We start from the raw sequence: 15,437 nt of genomic DNA on the forward strand, positions 1-15,437 counted from the left end.
CTTAAATATTGGAAGAAAGGTAGTCGGAGAGGCCGCCTTTAGCGGGAATCCGATAGAGAGGTTCGTAGTTAACCCAGTACGGGTCAAAGCGTACAAAGCTAATTCTAGATGCAATATTTGCGTACAGAATTAGTAACTATAACTTCGCTAGTAAGGCTAACTGGAAAAATTTAGTAGAGGTTCAAGGTCGCTTGCAGTATCAACCGAAACCGATTAATAACTCGCAAGAATACGAGCGATTTTTAAGCATAATTGAAGGGATGATGTCACGGGAGTTAAGCAATGACGAAGGACTATTATTCGATTTACTGGTCTTATTAGTGGAAGAATACGAGCGGAAATATTATCCGATCGCCCGAACAAATCCTACCGCTACGTTAGAATCTTTACTGCATGAATTCGATATCGATAGGGAGTGTCTTGTCGATATTTTCGGCGATCGGGATAGAGTAGAATCGGTGATGCTGGGGAAACAGGCGATCGCTCCCTCTCAAGCCGAGTCTCTGGCCGAATTTTTTAATCATTTAAGTGCGAAACTGGCGTTAAGCGCCCGTGATTTTCTCTTGTAGCCTCGTTTTTCCTTCGGGGACTGAGGGGGAAGACCATATAACAAATCCTTACTTTCTTCATAGCTTTAGATTAATTAAGATAATGTTACAAAACTTTATGAAAAAGGCGTAGTATGATAATTTACGCCAGTAAAGCGAACACAATAAGGAGCAACACCCATAATGCAGTCGGCCGAGATGTTGCTGACAGTCCCCAAAGAGTATTTAAAAGCACCGGGGGGCTTCAACCCAAACGTTACCATGTTTTTCAGTGCCTTGAGCCTAATAACCCTATCTACCTGTGGCTATTGGCTATGGTCCTGGCCGGACTGGATTTGTTTTAGTGCTAATGTCCTCGCTTTACATTTATCGGGGACAGTTATCCACGATGCCTCTCATAATTCTGCCCATAGGAATCGGGTATTTAATGCTATTTTAGGTCATGGCAGTGCTTTAATGCTCGGTTTTGCCTTTCCGGTCTTCACTAGAGTCCATTTACAGCACCACGCGCACGTTAACGATCCCGAAAATGATCCGGATCATTTTGTCTCCACTGGTGGACCGTTGTGGATGATTGCGGCCAGATTTTTTTATCACGAAATCTTCTTTTTTAAGCGGCAACTCTGGCGAAAATACGAACTGCTGGAATGGTTCCTCAGTCGTCTTTTTGTGGCTACCATAGTCATCGTCGCCTGTCAATATGGTTTTATTGGCTATGTGATGAATTTTTGGTTTGTTCCCGCTTTAGTGGTGGGAATTGCCCTCGGTTTATTTTTTGATTATCTTCCCCATCGTCCTTTCCAAGAGCGTAATCGTTGGAAAAATGCCCGAGTTTACCCCAGTCCCCTCTTAAATCTGCTGATTTTAGGGCAGAATTATCATCTCGTGCATCATCTTTGGCCGTCGATTCCCTGGTACAAATACCAACCGGCATACTATGCCACTAAACCGCTTTTAGACGCAAAAGACTGTGAACAGTCTCTGGGTTTACTGCAAGGTAAGAATTTCTGGAGTTTCCTCTACGATGTCTTCTTGGGGATTCGCTTTCACTCCCATTCTTCTAAAACTTCTTGATCTCACTTATCGTAATGGTGAGGTACAAAGTTTTCATTTTAGGGATTCAGTGGTCGATTTTATGAGAAACTCTCTATCTGTACTGGTTTTGTTGTCAACCTGATTTTTTGAAGGAGGATTTTATGGGTCAACATTGGGGAAAAGCCTTAATTTTAACAACAACTTTCTTGACAATTAACATCAATTATGCTAGGTCTTTAACCTTTGGTGAGGCCGTTGGTATTGGAGCGGGGGCGTTGTTAATCAACCGAGCGGTACAGGATAATAGACAACGTTATCGATTTGTGCCACCAGAGCAAGAATTTCAGCGCGGACTAGAGGACGGTTTTAACTTTGCCCGCTATGATAATCCGCGCAATTCCAGAGACTACGATGACGGTTTTATCGAGGGACGAAGACGGCGGGAGTCGGGTTGGTCCAGTCCCAACCGGAGAAGTTAATTATTTTTTTGGTCTGCGTCCCACTTCGGCGGTTTCTTGAATGGAAAATATCCTCAATTTGCCGTCGATGGGAGCGACTTTAGCCACTGCTTCCGATGCCACTATATAGTTATCACCCTCGGTGTTGGTAATATTGACTACCCGCTCGCGAGTGATAATCGCCATCTCGTCATTAGCAAGAATATCCACGTCCCAATTCTCAGAAAGAACCTCTATACTTTTGATATTTTTGTAGGATTCCTCTAAAAATATTTTATGTTCCGTGATGCCATCTAACTCAAAAATTTCGGTACTAGCATCGGTTTTAATGGTCAATTGCGAGGAAATAAACGGGGCATAGTGTTTGAGGATTAGGGCGATATTTTTATCTTTAATAGCGGTTTCAATGTCTTGAATCATTGCTTTAATTTCCGCTTCACTGATTTTTTGTCCCCCATCGCGATTACTCGATTGTTTCACTGGCACTATCGAGGGACTAGCATGGACAAAAGCGGGGGAGATGCTGGGGAGAAAGGATAAACCGAGCAATAGAACAATTAATTGGGGAGAACGCATAATTTAATAAACTTGGTAAATTCAACCCGAATCATAGCATTTTCTCGTTACCGAATAAATCCTCAAGGTGAAAGTCCCCGGTTAGGGAAGCTAAGAGAGCAAAATTCTGGCTGTGCAAAGTCTAGGTTGATCCTTTAGCTATTTTTGCTTGATATTTCTAGAATAACAGGGGTATGATCGCTAGGTTTTTCTTGTTTTCTGGGTTCTCGATCGATCAGACAATTAACGGCTTTTTCGTATAGCTGAGGAGTTAAATAAAGATGATCGATTCGCCAACCTCGGTTACGAGCAAAACCACCGCTGCGATAATCCCACCAACTATAATGTCCTGCTGCCGAGGTGAATTTTCTAAAGGCATCTTGTAAACCAATTTCTAAGACCTTTTCTAAAGCTTCTCTTTCTTTAGCTGAAGACATAATATGATTTTCTTTGCCCTTGGGATCATAAATATCTTTATCTTCTAAGGCAATATTAAAATCACCACAGATACATAATTCTTGGGGTTGAGAATTAATTATTTTATCTAGATATTTCCTAAGAGTTTCTAACCATTTAAGCTTATAAATATACTTGTCACTATCTAGGGAAGAACCGTTAGGAACGTAGAGATTAATAATCCGAATATCGCCGATTACTCCAGTAATTAAACGTTTTTGTTCGTCTAGTTCTCCCGTTAAATTTTCGCCGATAATTGGACTAAATCCCACAGTGATATCGTCCATCGGTTTTCGGCTAAAAATCGCTACACCATTATAGGATTTTTGTCCAGAAATATAGAGATGATAACCCAAAGATTCAAAAGCTTCTCTGGGAAAATCTCGATCGATTACCTTAGTTTCTTGCAAGCACAAAACCTCAACGGGATTGAGTTGTAACCAATTAATTACCTGCTCTTGTCGGCTGCGAATCGAGTTGACATTCCATGTGGCGATTTTCATAGCTAAAAACCGAGAATTTTTCTCACACTTCCTCAGCAAAACTACTGCGACGCACAAACTCAAAGGGACCGGCGATCGAACCCCAGACTAATTGATCGGTTTCGGGATCTAAACCGCGATCAACGCTAATTAATCCCTGTTCACTAATTTCAAAACTATTATCCAAATAAGTCATTCTATCTTTGCGAAAGATTAAACATTGTTTCCCCGGTTTCACCACCCCTTTAAAACTGTTACCTGTCCAAGTTACATTCATATCACAACCCGGCATCGGTTCTAATAGGTCTAAGCTGAGATTTTTGAGACGTTGGGGTTCTCTAGAAGCACCAAAAAAGTTAGCTTCCTCTTTAACTTTAAAGTTTTCTAGTTCAATATGGTCATCGACTACCGATAATTTAAATACTCGCAAACGATAGGGAGTATTGAGCATAAAATCGTAGGCCTGCTCTAAAAATAAACTGGTTCCCTTCAGTAATTCATCGGGCAAAGGACGCATACACACGCGAATATGGGCAAAAAAAGGCGGATTAGCAAAAGCTTGTTCTTGATTACTAAAATCCGCCGCCATCCATCGTGCTAGGGTTTTTATGTCCGTGGAATGAGTCATAATTGTTGATATTTTAATGGTTATTAGCTAGCAGCCATTAGCTAGTTAATCGCTCTGATAAATTTTCACTGATTACTGATAACTATGCCCCGATAATTGTTATTGTGCGATTACTTTAATTTCGATATCGGCACTAACTTCGGGATGGAGTTTGACTTGTACTTTATAGACTCCCAATTGACCGATATCGGGGACGGTAATACCACGGCGATCGATTTCTAATTTAGCATTTTCTAGAATAACCGTAGCCACATCTTGACTGGTGACAGTACCGAAAATGGCCTCGTTTTCACCCACCTGTTTAGGGATGGTGTAGGGACTGAGTTTTTCGATCGCAGTTTTTCTGGTTTCCGCTTCTTGTTTTTCGGCAAGGAGACGTTGACGCTCTTTTTCTTTCCTAAATTCTGCCTGTTTAATCGCACCCTTGGTGGCTAAAACGGCCACCCCTTGGGGGATAAGGTAATTGCGCGCATAACCGGGTGCCACTTCCACCACATCGCCATTTTCACCCAATTTGCTGACTTTTTGATTGAGGATAACCTGCATTCGTTTCGCCATGATCTTGACCTAAAACAATAGTTCCAAAACCTTTATCATACCATGCAATCGTTTTTATCTGTCCTCCCATCCGGACCGTCAGTTAGCTATGGAAAAACTACTTGAACAATCCGAGTCTCCCCAAAAGGAAAACTTCGTACCTCACCATTAAGATAACTGCTGTATTCAGTTTTCTTACCCGGTGTCCGTCAACCAGAAGGAATAGCGATAGCTGGTCAAAACCACTAAGATAGGACGGCGAGAGTAACTTAAGACGATTTTTTTGGTAAGATCAAAGCTAAACTAACCATCACGCCCTCTTGAGGGAATATTTATTTATGAGCGATATAGGGTTTATTTTGACGATAATCAACAATTTCCTGCAAATTTACTCGGTAATCCTAATTGTTAGGGTTTTACTGACTTGGTTCCAAAATGCTGGTTGGGCCTATCAGATTATGTCTTTTCTCAGTCCGATTACCGATCCCTATTTAAACCTTTTTCGCTCGATTATCCCACCCCTAGGCGGGATGGACTTGTCCCCGATTCTCGCATTCCTGCTGCTCAACGTTGTTCAGAGTGTCGTAGCCACAGGGGCCACCAGTCTGGTCAGTAGCGGTTTCTAAATCCGCGGATCCACACTACTGGTAAAACCGGAAGCTTTGAATTTTTCCAGTCGCAGGGGGGTTGGTTGATTGGTAGAAACAGAAATTCTGATCTCGAAATCACTAATCCCCGGTGGCACTTCGGGAATTGCCCCGACTCGGCTACGATTTTGTAAAGCTGGTTCCCCGTTAGCATCGTAAATCCGACCAAAAACATCGGCATCATAGACGGTTTTTCCAGAATTATTTTTAGCTTTGCCGGTGATTAAAAAACAATTAGCCGGAAAACTGGTTCCCCCACTGGTGACACTCCCCTCGGCTAATTCGGGGGGACAGTCTTTGTAAGATACATCTAATAGTTGAATTGGGGTCAAAGCTTGAGCAGTAGGGATGATAAGCCAGCTAGACAGCCAGAAGAGAACAGAAAGCAGTAAAACGGTGAGCGAGCGTGGTGTCATAGATCAGTGATTTTACGGTATGATTTCCCCAATACTTAGATTATCGTGGATCGTCACCCTTTGAAATCAGCTTTTTTAGCACTTTCATGGGAATGGATTCCCGCAGACGCTCCCGATAATTGCGACTGGTTTCCCTGGGAGGTAATAGGTGTAGGGCTAATTCATGAATTAGCCCTACAATAGGCGTTGTCAAATGGAAAAATGATCCGAATCAGCACCGGAACTGAAATTACTTTGATAGCAAGGATTGCATGGCATCTTTCCTCTTCTGATCTGACAACGCCGTAAATGAAAGTGAGGATGATTCTCGCCCTGTTAGTTGCCGTATTCGCTTTCAAAACGGTGAAGAATGGCAAATACAAGGAATATATCAGTGGAATCGCCCTAATTGGCGTTTTCTGACTTGAAGGAAGATCACTGCTCGGTTATCGGCTAAAATTAAGAACTGTAAAGAAAACAGATAAATTTTATGGCCGCTAAAGTTGAGATCTATACTTGGAGTTCCTGTCCTTTCTGTATCCGCGCTAAAGCATTACTCAAGAAAAAAGGAGTGGAGTTTACCGAATATTGTATCGATGGTGATGAACAAGCGCGAGCCAAAATGTCCGATCGAGCCAATGGTCGTACAAGCGTACCACAAATTTTTATAAACGATCAACACATCGGGGGCTGCGATGACATCTATGCTTTAGAGAGAAGTGGTGGTTTAGCTCCCCTGTTGCAGAATTAAGGATAAAAACTATTAATGAAACTAGCCTTTATTATCGATCCGATCGAGTATCTAGATCCGGGCCATGATACCAGTGTAGCTATCATGGAAGCGTCCCAATTATTAGGTCATGAAGTCTGGATTACTTCCATCACCGATCTCAGTGCAATTGCGGGAAAAGCTTGGGCAAAACTAACTAAAATTGAACTGGTTCCTGTGGAGTTAAAAGATAATCATTGGGAGGCTGTATCTCAATGGTATCAAAGACAAGAAACAGTTTTTACCTGTCTAGAAAACTTCGATTTTGTCTGGATGCGAAAAGATCCACCCGTGACGATTGCCTATCTTTATGCCACCTATTTATTAGACTTGATCGACCCCCAAAAAACCCAAGTAATTAACTCAACTAGGGGTTTACGCCATGCCAATGAAAAGTTATATACTATTCACTTTGCTCAGGTAATGCCTGCTACAATTGTTTCCCAAGATAAAGCGACAATTAGGGAATTTGTCAACCAAAAAGGGGCGGCAGTTATGAAACCTTTGGGGGGTAAAGCAGGGGAGGGAATTTTATTTCTTAGTCCCGAAGATCGCAATCTCAATTCAATGATTGAAATTAGCACAAAATGGGGACAAGAACCGGTAATGATCCAAGATTATTTACCAGCTGCCAAAGAAGGAGATAAACGCATTATTGTCCTCAATGGTGAACCGATCGGGGCAGTTAATCGCATTCCCACCGGTTCAGAATTTCGCGGTAATATGGCCGTGGGTGGACGAGTAGCAAAAACAGAAATCACCGATCGAGAATTAGAAATCTGTGCCACTTTAGCCCCAAAATTACGAGAAGATGGCCTATATTTTGTCGGATTAGATGTGATTGGTGGCTATCTGACGGAAGTTAATGTCACCAGTCCCACCGGCATTCGCGAGATCGATCGATTAAACAATGTTAGCTTAGGTCAACAGGTAATTAAATGGCTAGAAAATTTTGCTTGTGCCAAGGCTCTGTCTTGACACACAATATTTAAGGCTCTTTATTAAAATATCCTTCAGGTAGAACCTGAATAAAGGGTTCCCAGGTAGAACCTAGGAACGAGATAAGAACTCAAATCTGATAACTGATAACTGATAACTGATAACTTACCCACTGATAACTGATAACTGATAACTGATAACTGTAAAAAAATGAATGCTTTATCAATACCGACGTGGATAGTTCATGTATCGAGTGTCGTAGAATGGATAGCGGCGATCTGGTTAGTGTGGACCTATGGCGAAATCAGTAGCGATCGATCGTGGCGAATGTTATCTTGGGGAATGTTACCCGCTTTAATTGGGGCCATGTGTGCCTGTACATGGCATTTTTTTGATAATATCAGTGCCTTATCCTGGTTAGTCACCCTACAGGCAGCCATGACTGTCTTAGGAAATTTTACCCTCTGTGCTGCCGGTTGGTGGCTGTGGCGTTCCAGTAAAATTAGCGTTAACAATGAATAAAGAGAGTTTATTTGCCATTTCCCTGTTTCCCTATCTGGGGTTTCTTTGGTTGATCACTCGTTCAGGAAAAATGCCCCGTTTAGCCTTAATTGGCTTTTATGTGCTGTTAATCTTCGTTTTTATCACCATTCCTGCCGGTATCTACGCCAAAATCCACTATGGTAAAGAATTAGCCAACGTCGATTGGTTACACGGCAGCGCCGAACTTTTCCTCACCCTCTCCAATATTCTTGTCGTTTTAGGTTTTCGTCAGGCAATTTTAGCCAAAAAGGAAACAGAGAACAGGGAACAGGGAACAGGGAGCAGTGAACAGGGATAAGGGGTGTGGGGTGTGGGGTGTGGGGTGTGGGGTGTGGGAAGTGGGGAAGTGGGGAAGTGGGAAGTGGGGGGTATTTTCAGGGAACAGTGGACAGTGAACAGTAAACAGTAAACAGTAATCAGTGAACTGATGACTGATAACTGATAACTGATGACTGATAACTGATAACTGATAACTGATAACTGATAACTGATAACTGATAACTGAATTGTGATACAATCGCCCCAAAACGTCCCCGCGTCAGTCAAATATGTCCCCGATTACACCGTCCATCAGTGTCAACGAACCCAACCCGCAGGCTGCTATCCAGACTTTATCGGTAGTGGTTCCCATATATAACGAAGTGGACAGTATCCCCCATCTCGTGGAGAGTATCGCCACGATTTTGCGTTCTTATCAAATTAACTACGAGATTATCTGTGTTGACGACGGTTCTAAGGACGGTTCTACCGAGGTTTTAACTAATTTAGCCAAAAATCGCGATGATCTCAAGGCGGTAATATTGCGACGCAACTACGGACAAACCCCCGCCATGGCTGCCGGATTTAATTATGCCACGGGACAGGTCATCATTACCCTCGACGGCGATTTACAGAACGATCCCAATGATATACCCCTATTATTGGCCAAATTGGAGGAAGGTTATGACCTCGTGAGTGGCTGGCGCAAAAATCGCCAAGATGACAAGGTAAAACGGCTTTTACCCTCAAAAATAGCTAATTGGCTGATTGGCAAGGTAACAGGGGTCAAATTACACGACTACGGTTGTTCTTTGAAAGCCTATCGAGCCGAATTAGTCGCCGATATGAATCTTTACGGGGAATTACATCGCTTTTTACCCGCATTAGCTTTTATTGAAGGGGCAAAAATAACCGAAATTCCCGTTAATCACCACCCTAGAAGGTTCGGACAGAGTAAATATGGTTTAGGTCGCACAATTCGCGTGATTATGGACTTATTTACTGTCTTTTTTATGAAAAAGTTCCTCACCCGTCCGATGCACATTTTTGGATTCTACGGACTGTTATCGATGGTAGTGGGGATTATTTTAGGTACTTATCTGACTATTCTCAAACTCGGTTTCGGACAAGAAATCGGCGATCGACCTTTGTTAATCTTGGCCGTGTTATTCTTTTTAACTGGGGTACAATTACTCTGTTTTGGTCTTTTGGCAGAAATTTTGATGCGAACTTACCATGAATCCCAAAAACGTCCTATCTACCGCGTTCGTACTGTTGTCGGGAATAGGGGATAGGGAGACCACTTCGTTATGAATTATGAAGTGGGGAAGTGGGGAAGTGGGGAGATGGGGGAATTTCAACTAAAACCCCAACACCCCCCGCAACGCGTAGGACTGATTCATTCTCCGAATCTAATTCTTTTTTTGCTACCTTTAATCGCTTATGAGGTAAGCATCGACTAAAAACGTTGCCAGATAAAAATTTGAGAGAATGACATTTGATAGAATGAAACGACCCTACCCGGCTCTTCTGGTTTCTGTGTGGAAACTAGGTCTATACTGATAGAATATCCGCAAAATAGTCCTAAAAGTCTTTCCCAGTAAACATTTCACGATTCCATAAGCAAAAATTATCACACAAAGTCGAGAAGAGCCCCTACCCGCAACGCGCACGCAGTGACCACCCTAAAACCCCAACACCCTAACCCCTCACTGATAACTGATAACTGATAACTGATAACTGAAAAAAATATGACTATTTGGGAACTTGATTTTTATTCGCGGCCGGTGGTGGATGAAAATAATAAAAAAAGATGGGAATTATTAATCTGTGAAACTCCGGCAACAATCGATCGCCCCTCCGATACAATATTTAAATATGCCAGTTATTGTCCTAATACGATGGTTAATTCCCAATGGTTAGGAGAGGCAATTACTGCAGCTATCAAGGCAGCGGGAGTAACTCCCAAAAAAATTCGTTTTTTCCGTCGTCAGATGAATAACATGATTAGCAAAGCTTGCGAGGATATCGGTATTCCCGCTTCCCCTAGTCGTCGCACTCATGCTTTAACGAGATGGATAGAAGAAAGAATGGTTAATTTCTATCCTCAAGAAGTTGGTTATGATCAAAATTTAACTAAAACTGCTTCCGTGAATTATCCCCCTTTAAATGCTGTTCCCCTTCCCGATGCTGTCCGGGGAGATAAGGCAGATAAATGGGCTTTTGTTACGCTAGAATTGTCTTCTTTTCATGATCTAAAAGATTGGGATATTAGCTTCGGAGAAAATTTGCCTATACTAGGGATGGGATTAGATAAGAATCTAAAAATCCCCGGTTTAGTTATTTTTTCCCCCCGCGCTTTACCCCTAGCTGGTTGGATGTCAGGGTTAGAAATGGCCTATTTAAAGTTAGAAACTGGTTCCCGTCCCGTGCTACGTTTAGAAACGGGTGCTAGTGATAGCTGGATTCTCGTCAATGTCACTAATGCCAAGACTTTAAACGAAGCCAAAAACTTTGAAGAAGCTAAACAAAAAGCCAATAATCTGCATTTTTTAGCCGTTCAATCTAACCCTGAATCGCAATCCTTCGCTGGTTTTTGGCTATTACAAGAAGGCTCTCAAGAGTAAAGTTTAGTCAAGGTGGGTTTTCAATCCACCCCTAGACAATTAACTTAAAAACATTGTCTGGCCCAACTACCGTGTAACCCGTAGGGAATATGATGTTTAAGATGGATAACCACTAGGGAATTAGTGATATCTTTAGCATCTAAGATTACCATATTCGATCGATGATTGGCCGCATCGTAAGTAACTACCAATAACCAACCATCATCTTCAGCAATTCCATCGGGTTTAGGCACAAAAATTGGTTCACCTGCGAATCCCCGGGGAGCAAAAGAATGTAATTGTTTTTCTCCCGTTAATAAGTCCAGTTTTAAGATTGCTTGCAAAGGAGCATTACCGGTGGCATGATGAGTGGCAGCGATGTATAAGTAACGGTAATCTCGACCAACTTTTGCAGGATTGATGCTGGGAAACTCACAACAATGCTCTAGAATACATTCTCTTGTAACGGTATTTTCTGATAAATTTAGTGTAAATCGCCACAGATGTCCGGGTGCTAAACTATCAAAATCTACCGATTGAAAACTGCTATTTGAATCCAGTTGTGGTAAGGATTGATAACAAATAGAATCAATATAAATTTTCTCCCCTTGTTCAAAAGCATTGCTATGATGGAAGACAAAACCCGATGGAGTTTCTAAAACTTTCACTTCTCCTTTGTTAGCATCCCGGGGGATAATAATAATCCTAGTTAACTTATCTGGTTGATTGATGACGCATTCTCCCGCACCTTTTAACCCAAAAAGAAAGGGAAAAGGATTATAACCAACCGGGTTTTGGAAAAAGATAGCGTAGTGGGGAGTAATAACAAAATCGTGGATAAAACAAAAGCCCGGTATACTGTGGGTATGACGACGTAATAACTTACCCGTGGGACTAATTTCGTAGAGAGTAATTGAACTAGACAAACCCGTTTTGATAGCAAAATTTACCAGACAAGGTTGATGATTATCGAAAATACAAGCGGGATCGATGCGAGGATGAGCGGCAAAAGCATCGCCTTTTTCTAAGATACCATCGAGATAGTCTAAACCAATAGTATCAAGGGTTTTAGAATCGAGGCGATGGGGTTCGGCCGCTTCCCAAAGTGCCAGTAATTTATCACCCCAGTAGATAACATTAGTATTAGCAATATTTTTCAGACGCAAATCAAAAGCATTGCCGAAAATTCCCCCCGGTTTTTTCGTGCCGAAAACACCGCGATAAAGGGGTTTTCCCGCTTCCTTTTCCTTGAGATAACCCTCAGTTTTCACAAAACGATTACGATAATGTACGCGGCCATGGTTGAAGCTAATCGCGCTGATCATACCATCCCCATCAAAGGGATGAGCGATCGCAGTGCCAGCGATATCGAGTAAACCGGGGCCGTTTTTAAAGACTGTACCCTGTAAATCGGGGGGAATTTGCCCCTCGATGTCTTCTACCTCGTAATCGTACTCGTTAGGTTGGGATTGATAGCCTTTTTGCCAATCCTGACGATTATAGGATTTTTCGCCAATTGTCGGAGTTAATACCATAGTAGTTTTACGTTTGTATTTACTTTTCTTAACATAACTTAAAACTACCAGAGCTAACGAAGGCAGGAGGCAGGAGGGAAGAATCTGACTAGAAGGCGAGGTTTTAGACAAGGGTTGTTGGGTGCATCTCACATTTGCAGAAATACCGACAATCAGCAATTATCAGTGACCCTTAAATTATTACAGATATATCAGCAGCTGCCTGTAAGCATCCCACCGAAAAACTAATGCGCTCTAGGGTTTGGGTAGGGTTGATTCATGAATCAACCCTACTATAGAGTTCTTGCATAATTAATTTTTGAGAGGGCAAAAATGAGATGCACCCAGGGTTGTTTCGATAACAGCTAAAAAGAAGGGGGTGGCCAATCATTTTTCCAGCTATTCACCCCCTCCTTGCCGTCATGTTATTTAACAAACAACATTTCTTGATAGGTAGGCAGCGGCCAGAAATTGTCGGCCACTTCCCCTTCCAGTGTGTCAGCATATTCGCGCACCTTATCCATCAAGGGACGGATCGTTTGAGCGGAATACTGCATATGTTCCTCGATCGAGTCAAAATCGTCTTTAGCCATGGCCTCACTCAGTTTGCTAACGCCATCCATCAGTAATTTAATTAAATTCGAGACGGTTTGGGCCCTTTCCTTATCCATCTCGATGCCGATCGCCGCCGCATTAGCGATCGCCAAAGACAATTCCGACAAGTAGCGAACGGCAGCGGGATAAATAATCGTTTTAGCCATACTTACCACCAGTTTCGCCTCCACCTCGATGGCCAGTAAATACTGTTCTGCATAGACATCGAAACGACTTTCCAGTTCAACGGGGGTAAGCACACCCATGCGGGCAAACAGTTCTTCGATATAATCAGCCTTCAGCACGGGTAAAGCATCGGCGGTGGTGCGGAGATTAGCCAAACCGCGCTCTTCTACCGCCATTTTGTGCCATTCTGGGGAATATCCGTTACCTCCGAAGATCACATTTCTGTGTTTGTCCATGATCTCCTTGAGAACACCCTGGGCGGCAGTATTGAGGTCTTCCCCGGCTTTCATCCGACTTTCTAAGTTATCCGCCACCCAAGTCAGGGAATCGGCTAGAATCGTGTTCATCGCCACCAGCGGCCCAGAAACTGACTGATTAGAACCCACGGCGCGGAATTCAAAGCGATTGCCCGTAAAAGCAAAAGGAGAGGTACGATTGCGATCACCAGGATCTTTGGGGAATACCGGCAGGGTATCGACACCGAGATCCATCAACCCCGGGGCATCAGAACCCTCAATTCGGCCTTGGCTAATTTGGTCGAATACCTTTTCTAACTGGCTGCCCAAATATACCGAAATAATGGCGGGGGGAGCTTCATTTGCCCCCAAACGGTGATCATTGCTGGCGGTAGCCACCACTGCGCGTAAAAGCGGCCCGTACTTGTGAACGCCACGAATCACCGCCCCACAGAATAACAAAAACTGCATATTAGCGTGGGGAGTATCGCCCGGATCTAACAGATTGCCCTGGGTGGCGTTGCCGACGGACCAGTTAACGTGTTTTCCCGAACCATTAATTCCCGCAAAGGGTTTTTCGTGCAGTAGGCAAACAAAACCGTGTTTTTTAGCCGTACTTTTCAGCAAAGTCATAATTAACTGCTGATGGTCACTGGCCACGTTGGCCGCCTCGAAAAAGGGGGCAATCTCGAACTGTCCTGGAGCGACTTCATTATGGCGGGTTTTGGCCGGAATGCCGAGGCGATACATTCTTTCCTCTACTTCCTGCATAAACACCTGAACCCGTTCGGGAATCGCGCCAAAATAATGATCGTCGAACTGTTGACCCTTGGCGGCGGGTTTACCAAATAGGGTGCGACCGGTGAGCAGTAAATCGGGGCGACTATGGGCAAAATGAGCATCGACTAGGAAATATTCCTGTTCAGCGCCGCAGCTGGAGTTAACGGGGGCGACTTCCGTATGTCCTAATAGTTTAAGCACCCTGGTGGCGGCTTTACTCATCGATGAAATCGAGCGTAAAAGCGGCGTTTTTTTGTCGAGGGCCTCTCCTGTCCAAGAGATAAAAACCGTGGGGATACAGAGGGTGACACCATTATCCGTCTCCATAACGTAGGCGGGACTGGTGACATCCCAAGCGGTGTAACCCCGCGCTTCAAAGGTGGAGCGAAGTCCGCCGTTAGGAAAGGAGGACCCGTCCGGTTCTCCCTGTACTAAGACTTTGCCGGTAAATTCTGTGATCACTGAACCATCGCTCTGCACGGAGATAAAGCCGTCGTGTTTTTCGGCGGTGGCGTTAGTCATCGGATAGAAGACGTGAGCATAGTACAGCGCCCCTTTGGACGTGGCCCAATCTTTCATCGCTGCCGCTACCGCACTGGCGATGGAAACGTCTAATTTTCCCCCGGTTAAAATCGTGTTTTTGACCGATTTGAATACGTCTTTGGGAAGACTGGCCTGCATTTTGCTCAGGGTAAACACATCGGTTGCCCAGAGGGCCTCTAAACGTTGAGGAATTTTGCTAGGTAGGGGTTTACGATCCGTTACTTGAGAGATAGCTTGAACACGCGTTCCATAACTCATAAGTATTTTTCCTATTGTGTTGTGTCGTGGATAAAGGGTTACTTTACTTAGGCGATGACAAGTTTCCTACTGATTTTGATGTTGAATTCCGGTCAGAGGCTATTCTCCGCTTAATAATTTTGATCCCACGGCACAAGCTTCTCTGCGGTTTTTATCTGCTTGCGCCTGCCTCTTTCCCGATCAATTAGCAACACCAGCCTTCATCTTAAGAACAGATAATCCAGAGCTTTGTATCAAAGATTACAAATATCCCAAACCCGATCTTCCACCAGCGATCGCACTGAGAAAACGGGTTTCTTTGAGAAACCCGTTTTCTGGAGATAAAACTCTATAGTTACTAATTCTGTACGCAAATATTGCATCTAGAATTAGCTTTGTACGCTTTGACCCGTACTGGGTTAACTACGAACCTCTCTATCGGATTCCCGCTAAAGGCGGCCTCTCCGACTACCTTTCTTCCAATATTTAAG

Annotated in this window: 17 protein-coding genes; 10 read left to right on the forward strand and 7 right to left on the reverse strand. The window is 43.4% G+C overall.

What is annotated here, in order from left to right; translation table 11 throughout:
• Positions 1-191 precede the first annotated feature (191 nt).
• The 3 genes from IM509_RS03555 (at position 192) to IM509_RS03565 (ending at position 2,062) form a co-directional block, all read left to right on the forward strand.
• Positions 192-569, forward strand: a complete 378-nt coding sequence (locus tag IM509_RS03555; protein ID WP_052275267.1) for a helix-turn-helix domain-containing protein — start codon at positions 192-194, stop codon at positions 567-569.
• A 162-nt stretch (positions 570-731) separates the two neighbouring features.
• A complete protein-coding gene (gene crtR / locus IM509_RS03560; RefSeq protein WP_072926866.1) occupies positions 732-1,622 on the forward strand; it encodes a beta-carotene hydroxylase in 891 nt (296 codons plus the stop codon).
• Between the two features lie 122 nt (positions 1,623-1,744).
• On the forward strand, positions 1,745-2,062 hold the full coding sequence (locus tag IM509_RS03565) for a hypothetical protein (RefSeq protein WP_002785814.1): 318 nt from the start codon (positions 1,745-1,747) through the stop codon (positions 2,060-2,062).
• On the opposite strand, the gene IM509_RS03570 is transcribed toward IM509_RS03565, so the two are convergent.
• From IM509_RS03570 to rplI, 4 genes are all read right to left on the reverse strand, one after another.
• Positions 2,063-2,617 carry a hypothetical protein gene (locus IM509_RS03570; protein ID WP_052275269.1) on the reverse strand — a complete coding sequence of 185 codons (555 nt, stop codon included), beginning with the start codon at positions 2,615-2,617 and terminating at the stop codon, positions 2,063-2,065.
• A 134-nt stretch (positions 2,618-2,751) separates the two neighbouring features.
• Complete coding sequence (xth, locus tag IM509_RS03575; RefSeq protein WP_052275270.1) at positions 2,752-3,555, reverse strand: exodeoxyribonuclease III; 804 nt, start codon at positions 3,553-3,555, stop codon at positions 2,752-2,754.
• A gap of 22 nt (positions 3,556-3,577) precedes the next feature.
• The gene (locus IM509_RS03580) at positions 3,578-4,162 is read right to left on the reverse strand and encodes a chromophore lyase CpcT/CpeT (RefSeq protein WP_002766818.1); all 585 of its coding nucleotides are present in this window, start codon (positions 4,160-4,162) and stop codon (positions 3,578-3,580) included.
• Between the two features lie 99 nt (positions 4,163-4,261).
• On the reverse strand, positions 4,262-4,720 hold the full coding sequence (rplI, locus tag IM509_RS03585; protein ID WP_002737358.1) for a 50S ribosomal protein L9: 459 nt from the start codon (positions 4,718-4,720) through the stop codon (positions 4,262-4,264).
• 317 nt (positions 4,721-5,037) lie between these two features.
• Between rplI and IM509_RS03590 the strand changes: the two genes are divergently transcribed.
• Positions 5,038-5,325 carry a YggT family protein gene (locus IM509_RS03590; RefSeq protein WP_002766817.1) on the forward strand — a complete coding sequence of 96 codons (288 nt, stop codon included), beginning with the start codon at positions 5,038-5,040 and terminating at the stop codon, positions 5,323-5,325.
• Here the strand turns inward: IM509_RS03590 and IM509_RS03595 are convergent.
• Positions 5,322-5,762, reverse strand: coding sequence for a hypothetical protein (locus IM509_RS03595; RefSeq protein ID WP_002741759.1), 441 nt, complete (start codon positions 5,760-5,762; stop codon positions 5,322-5,324). The two genes, IM509_RS03590 and IM509_RS03595, sit on opposite strands and share 4 nt — an antisense overlap.
• A 469-nt stretch (positions 5,763-6,231) precedes the next feature.
• Between IM509_RS03595 and grxC the strand changes: the two genes are divergently transcribed.
• The 6 genes from grxC (at position 6,232) to IM509_RS03625 (ending at position 10,877) form a co-directional block, all read left to right on the forward strand.
• Positions 6,232-6,492, forward strand: coding sequence for a glutaredoxin 3 (grxC, locus tag IM509_RS03600; RefSeq protein WP_052275271.1), 261 nt, complete (start codon positions 6,232-6,234; stop codon positions 6,490-6,492).
• A 15-nt stretch (positions 6,493-6,507) separates the two neighbouring features.
• On the forward strand, positions 6,508-7,488 hold the full coding sequence (gshB, locus tag IM509_RS03605; RefSeq protein WP_052275272.1) for a glutathione synthase: 981 nt from the start codon (positions 6,508-6,510) through the stop codon (positions 7,486-7,488).
• A 171-nt stretch (positions 7,489-7,659) separates the two neighbouring features.
• Entirely contained in the window at positions 7,660-7,971 is a 312-nt protein-coding gene (locus IM509_RS03610) for a DUF2499 domain-containing protein (RefSeq protein WP_002790576.1), read from the forward strand.
• Positions 7,964-8,290 (forward strand): DUF3593 domain-containing protein, encoded by a 327-nt coding sequence (locus IM509_RS03615; protein ID WP_052275273.1) that lies wholly within the window; start codon positions 7,964-7,966, stop codon positions 8,288-8,290. The genes IM509_RS03610 and IM509_RS03615 overlap by 8 nt, the downstream gene beginning before the upstream one ends.
• Positions 8,291-8,540: 250 nt before the next feature.
• Positions 8,541-9,545, forward strand: coding sequence for a glycosyltransferase (locus tag IM509_RS03620; RefSeq protein WP_185237796.1), 1,005 nt, complete (start codon positions 8,541-8,543; stop codon positions 9,543-9,545).
• A gap of 456 nt (positions 9,546-10,001) precedes the next feature.
• Entirely contained in the window at positions 10,002-10,877 is an 876-nt protein-coding gene (locus IM509_RS03625) for a Tab2/Atab2 family RNA-binding protein (RefSeq protein WP_072926872.1), read from the forward strand.
• A 44-nt stretch (positions 10,878-10,921) separates the two neighbouring features.
• Here IM509_RS03625 and IM509_RS03630 read toward each other — a convergent pair whose 3' ends face one another.
• Positions 10,922-12,391, reverse strand: coding sequence for a carotenoid oxygenase family protein (locus IM509_RS03630; RefSeq protein WP_185237797.1), 1,470 nt, complete (start codon positions 12,389-12,391; stop codon positions 10,922-10,924).
• A 404-nt stretch (positions 12,392-12,795) separates the two neighbouring features.
• Entirely contained in the window at positions 12,796-14,967 is a 2,172-nt protein-coding gene (locus IM509_RS03635; RefSeq protein WP_185237795.1) for a glutamine synthetase III family protein, read from the reverse strand.
• Positions 14,968-15,437: the final 470 nt, after the last annotated feature.

This window comes from Microcystis sp. M31BS1 (assembly GCF_020245285.1).
GTDB classification, from domain to species: domain Bacteria; phylum Cyanobacteriota; class Cyanobacteriia; order Cyanobacteriales; family Microcystaceae; genus Microcystis; species Microcystis panniformis.

Coding starts and splice junctions, on each gene's coding strand:
- crtR (WP_072926866.1), top strand. CDS start 732: ATGCAGTCGGCCGAGATGTTGCTGACAGTCCCCAAAGAGTATTTAAAA.
- IM509_RS03565 (WP_002785814.1), top strand. CDS start 1,745: ATGGGTCAACATTGGGGAAAAGCCTTAATTTTAACAACAACTTTCTTG.
- IM509_RS03570 (WP_052275269.1), bottom strand. CDS start 2,617: ATGCGTTCTCCCCAATTAATTGTTCTATTGCTCGGTTTATCCTTTCTC.
- xth (WP_052275270.1), bottom strand. CDS start 3,555: ATGAAAATCGCCACATGGAATGTCAACTCGATTCGCAGCCGACAAGAG.
- IM509_RS03580 (WP_002766818.1), bottom strand. CDS start 4,162: ATGACTCATTCCACGGACATAAAAACCCTAGCACGATGGATGGCGGCG.
- rplI (WP_002737358.1), bottom strand. CDS start 4,720: ATGGCGAAACGAATGCAGGTTATCCTCAATCAAAAAGTCAGCAAATTG.
- IM509_RS03590 (WP_002766817.1), top strand. CDS start 5,038: ATGAGCGATATAGGGTTTATTTTGACGATAATCAACAATTTCCTGCAA.
- IM509_RS03595 (WP_002741759.1), bottom strand. CDS start 5,762: ATGACACCACGCTCGCTCACCGTTTTACTGCTTTCTGTTCTCTTCTGG.
- grxC (WP_052275271.1), top strand. CDS start 6,232: ATGGCCGCTAAAGTTGAGATCTATACTTGGAGTTCCTGTCCTTTCTGT.
- gshB (WP_052275272.1), top strand. CDS start 6,508: ATGAAACTAGCCTTTATTATCGATCCGATCGAGTATCTAGATCCGGGC.
- IM509_RS03610 (WP_002790576.1), top strand. CDS start 7,660: ATGAATGCTTTATCAATACCGACGTGGATAGTTCATGTATCGAGTGTC.
- IM509_RS03615 (WP_052275273.1), top strand. CDS start 7,964: ATGAATAAAGAGAGTTTATTTGCCATTTCCCTGTTTCCCTATCTGGGG.
- IM509_RS03620 (WP_185237796.1), top strand. CDS start 8,541: ATGTCCCCGATTACACCGTCCATCAGTGTCAACGAACCCAACCCGCAG.
- IM509_RS03625 (WP_072926872.1), top strand. CDS start 10,002: ATGACTATTTGGGAACTTGATTTTTATTCGCGGCCGGTGGTGGATGAA.
- IM509_RS03630 (WP_185237797.1), bottom strand. CDS start 12,391: ATGGTATTAACTCCGACAATTGGCGAAAAATCCTATAATCGTCAGGAT.
- IM509_RS03635 (WP_185237795.1), bottom strand. CDS start 14,967: ATGAGTTATGGAACGCGTGTTCAAGCTATCTCTCAAGTAACGGATCGT.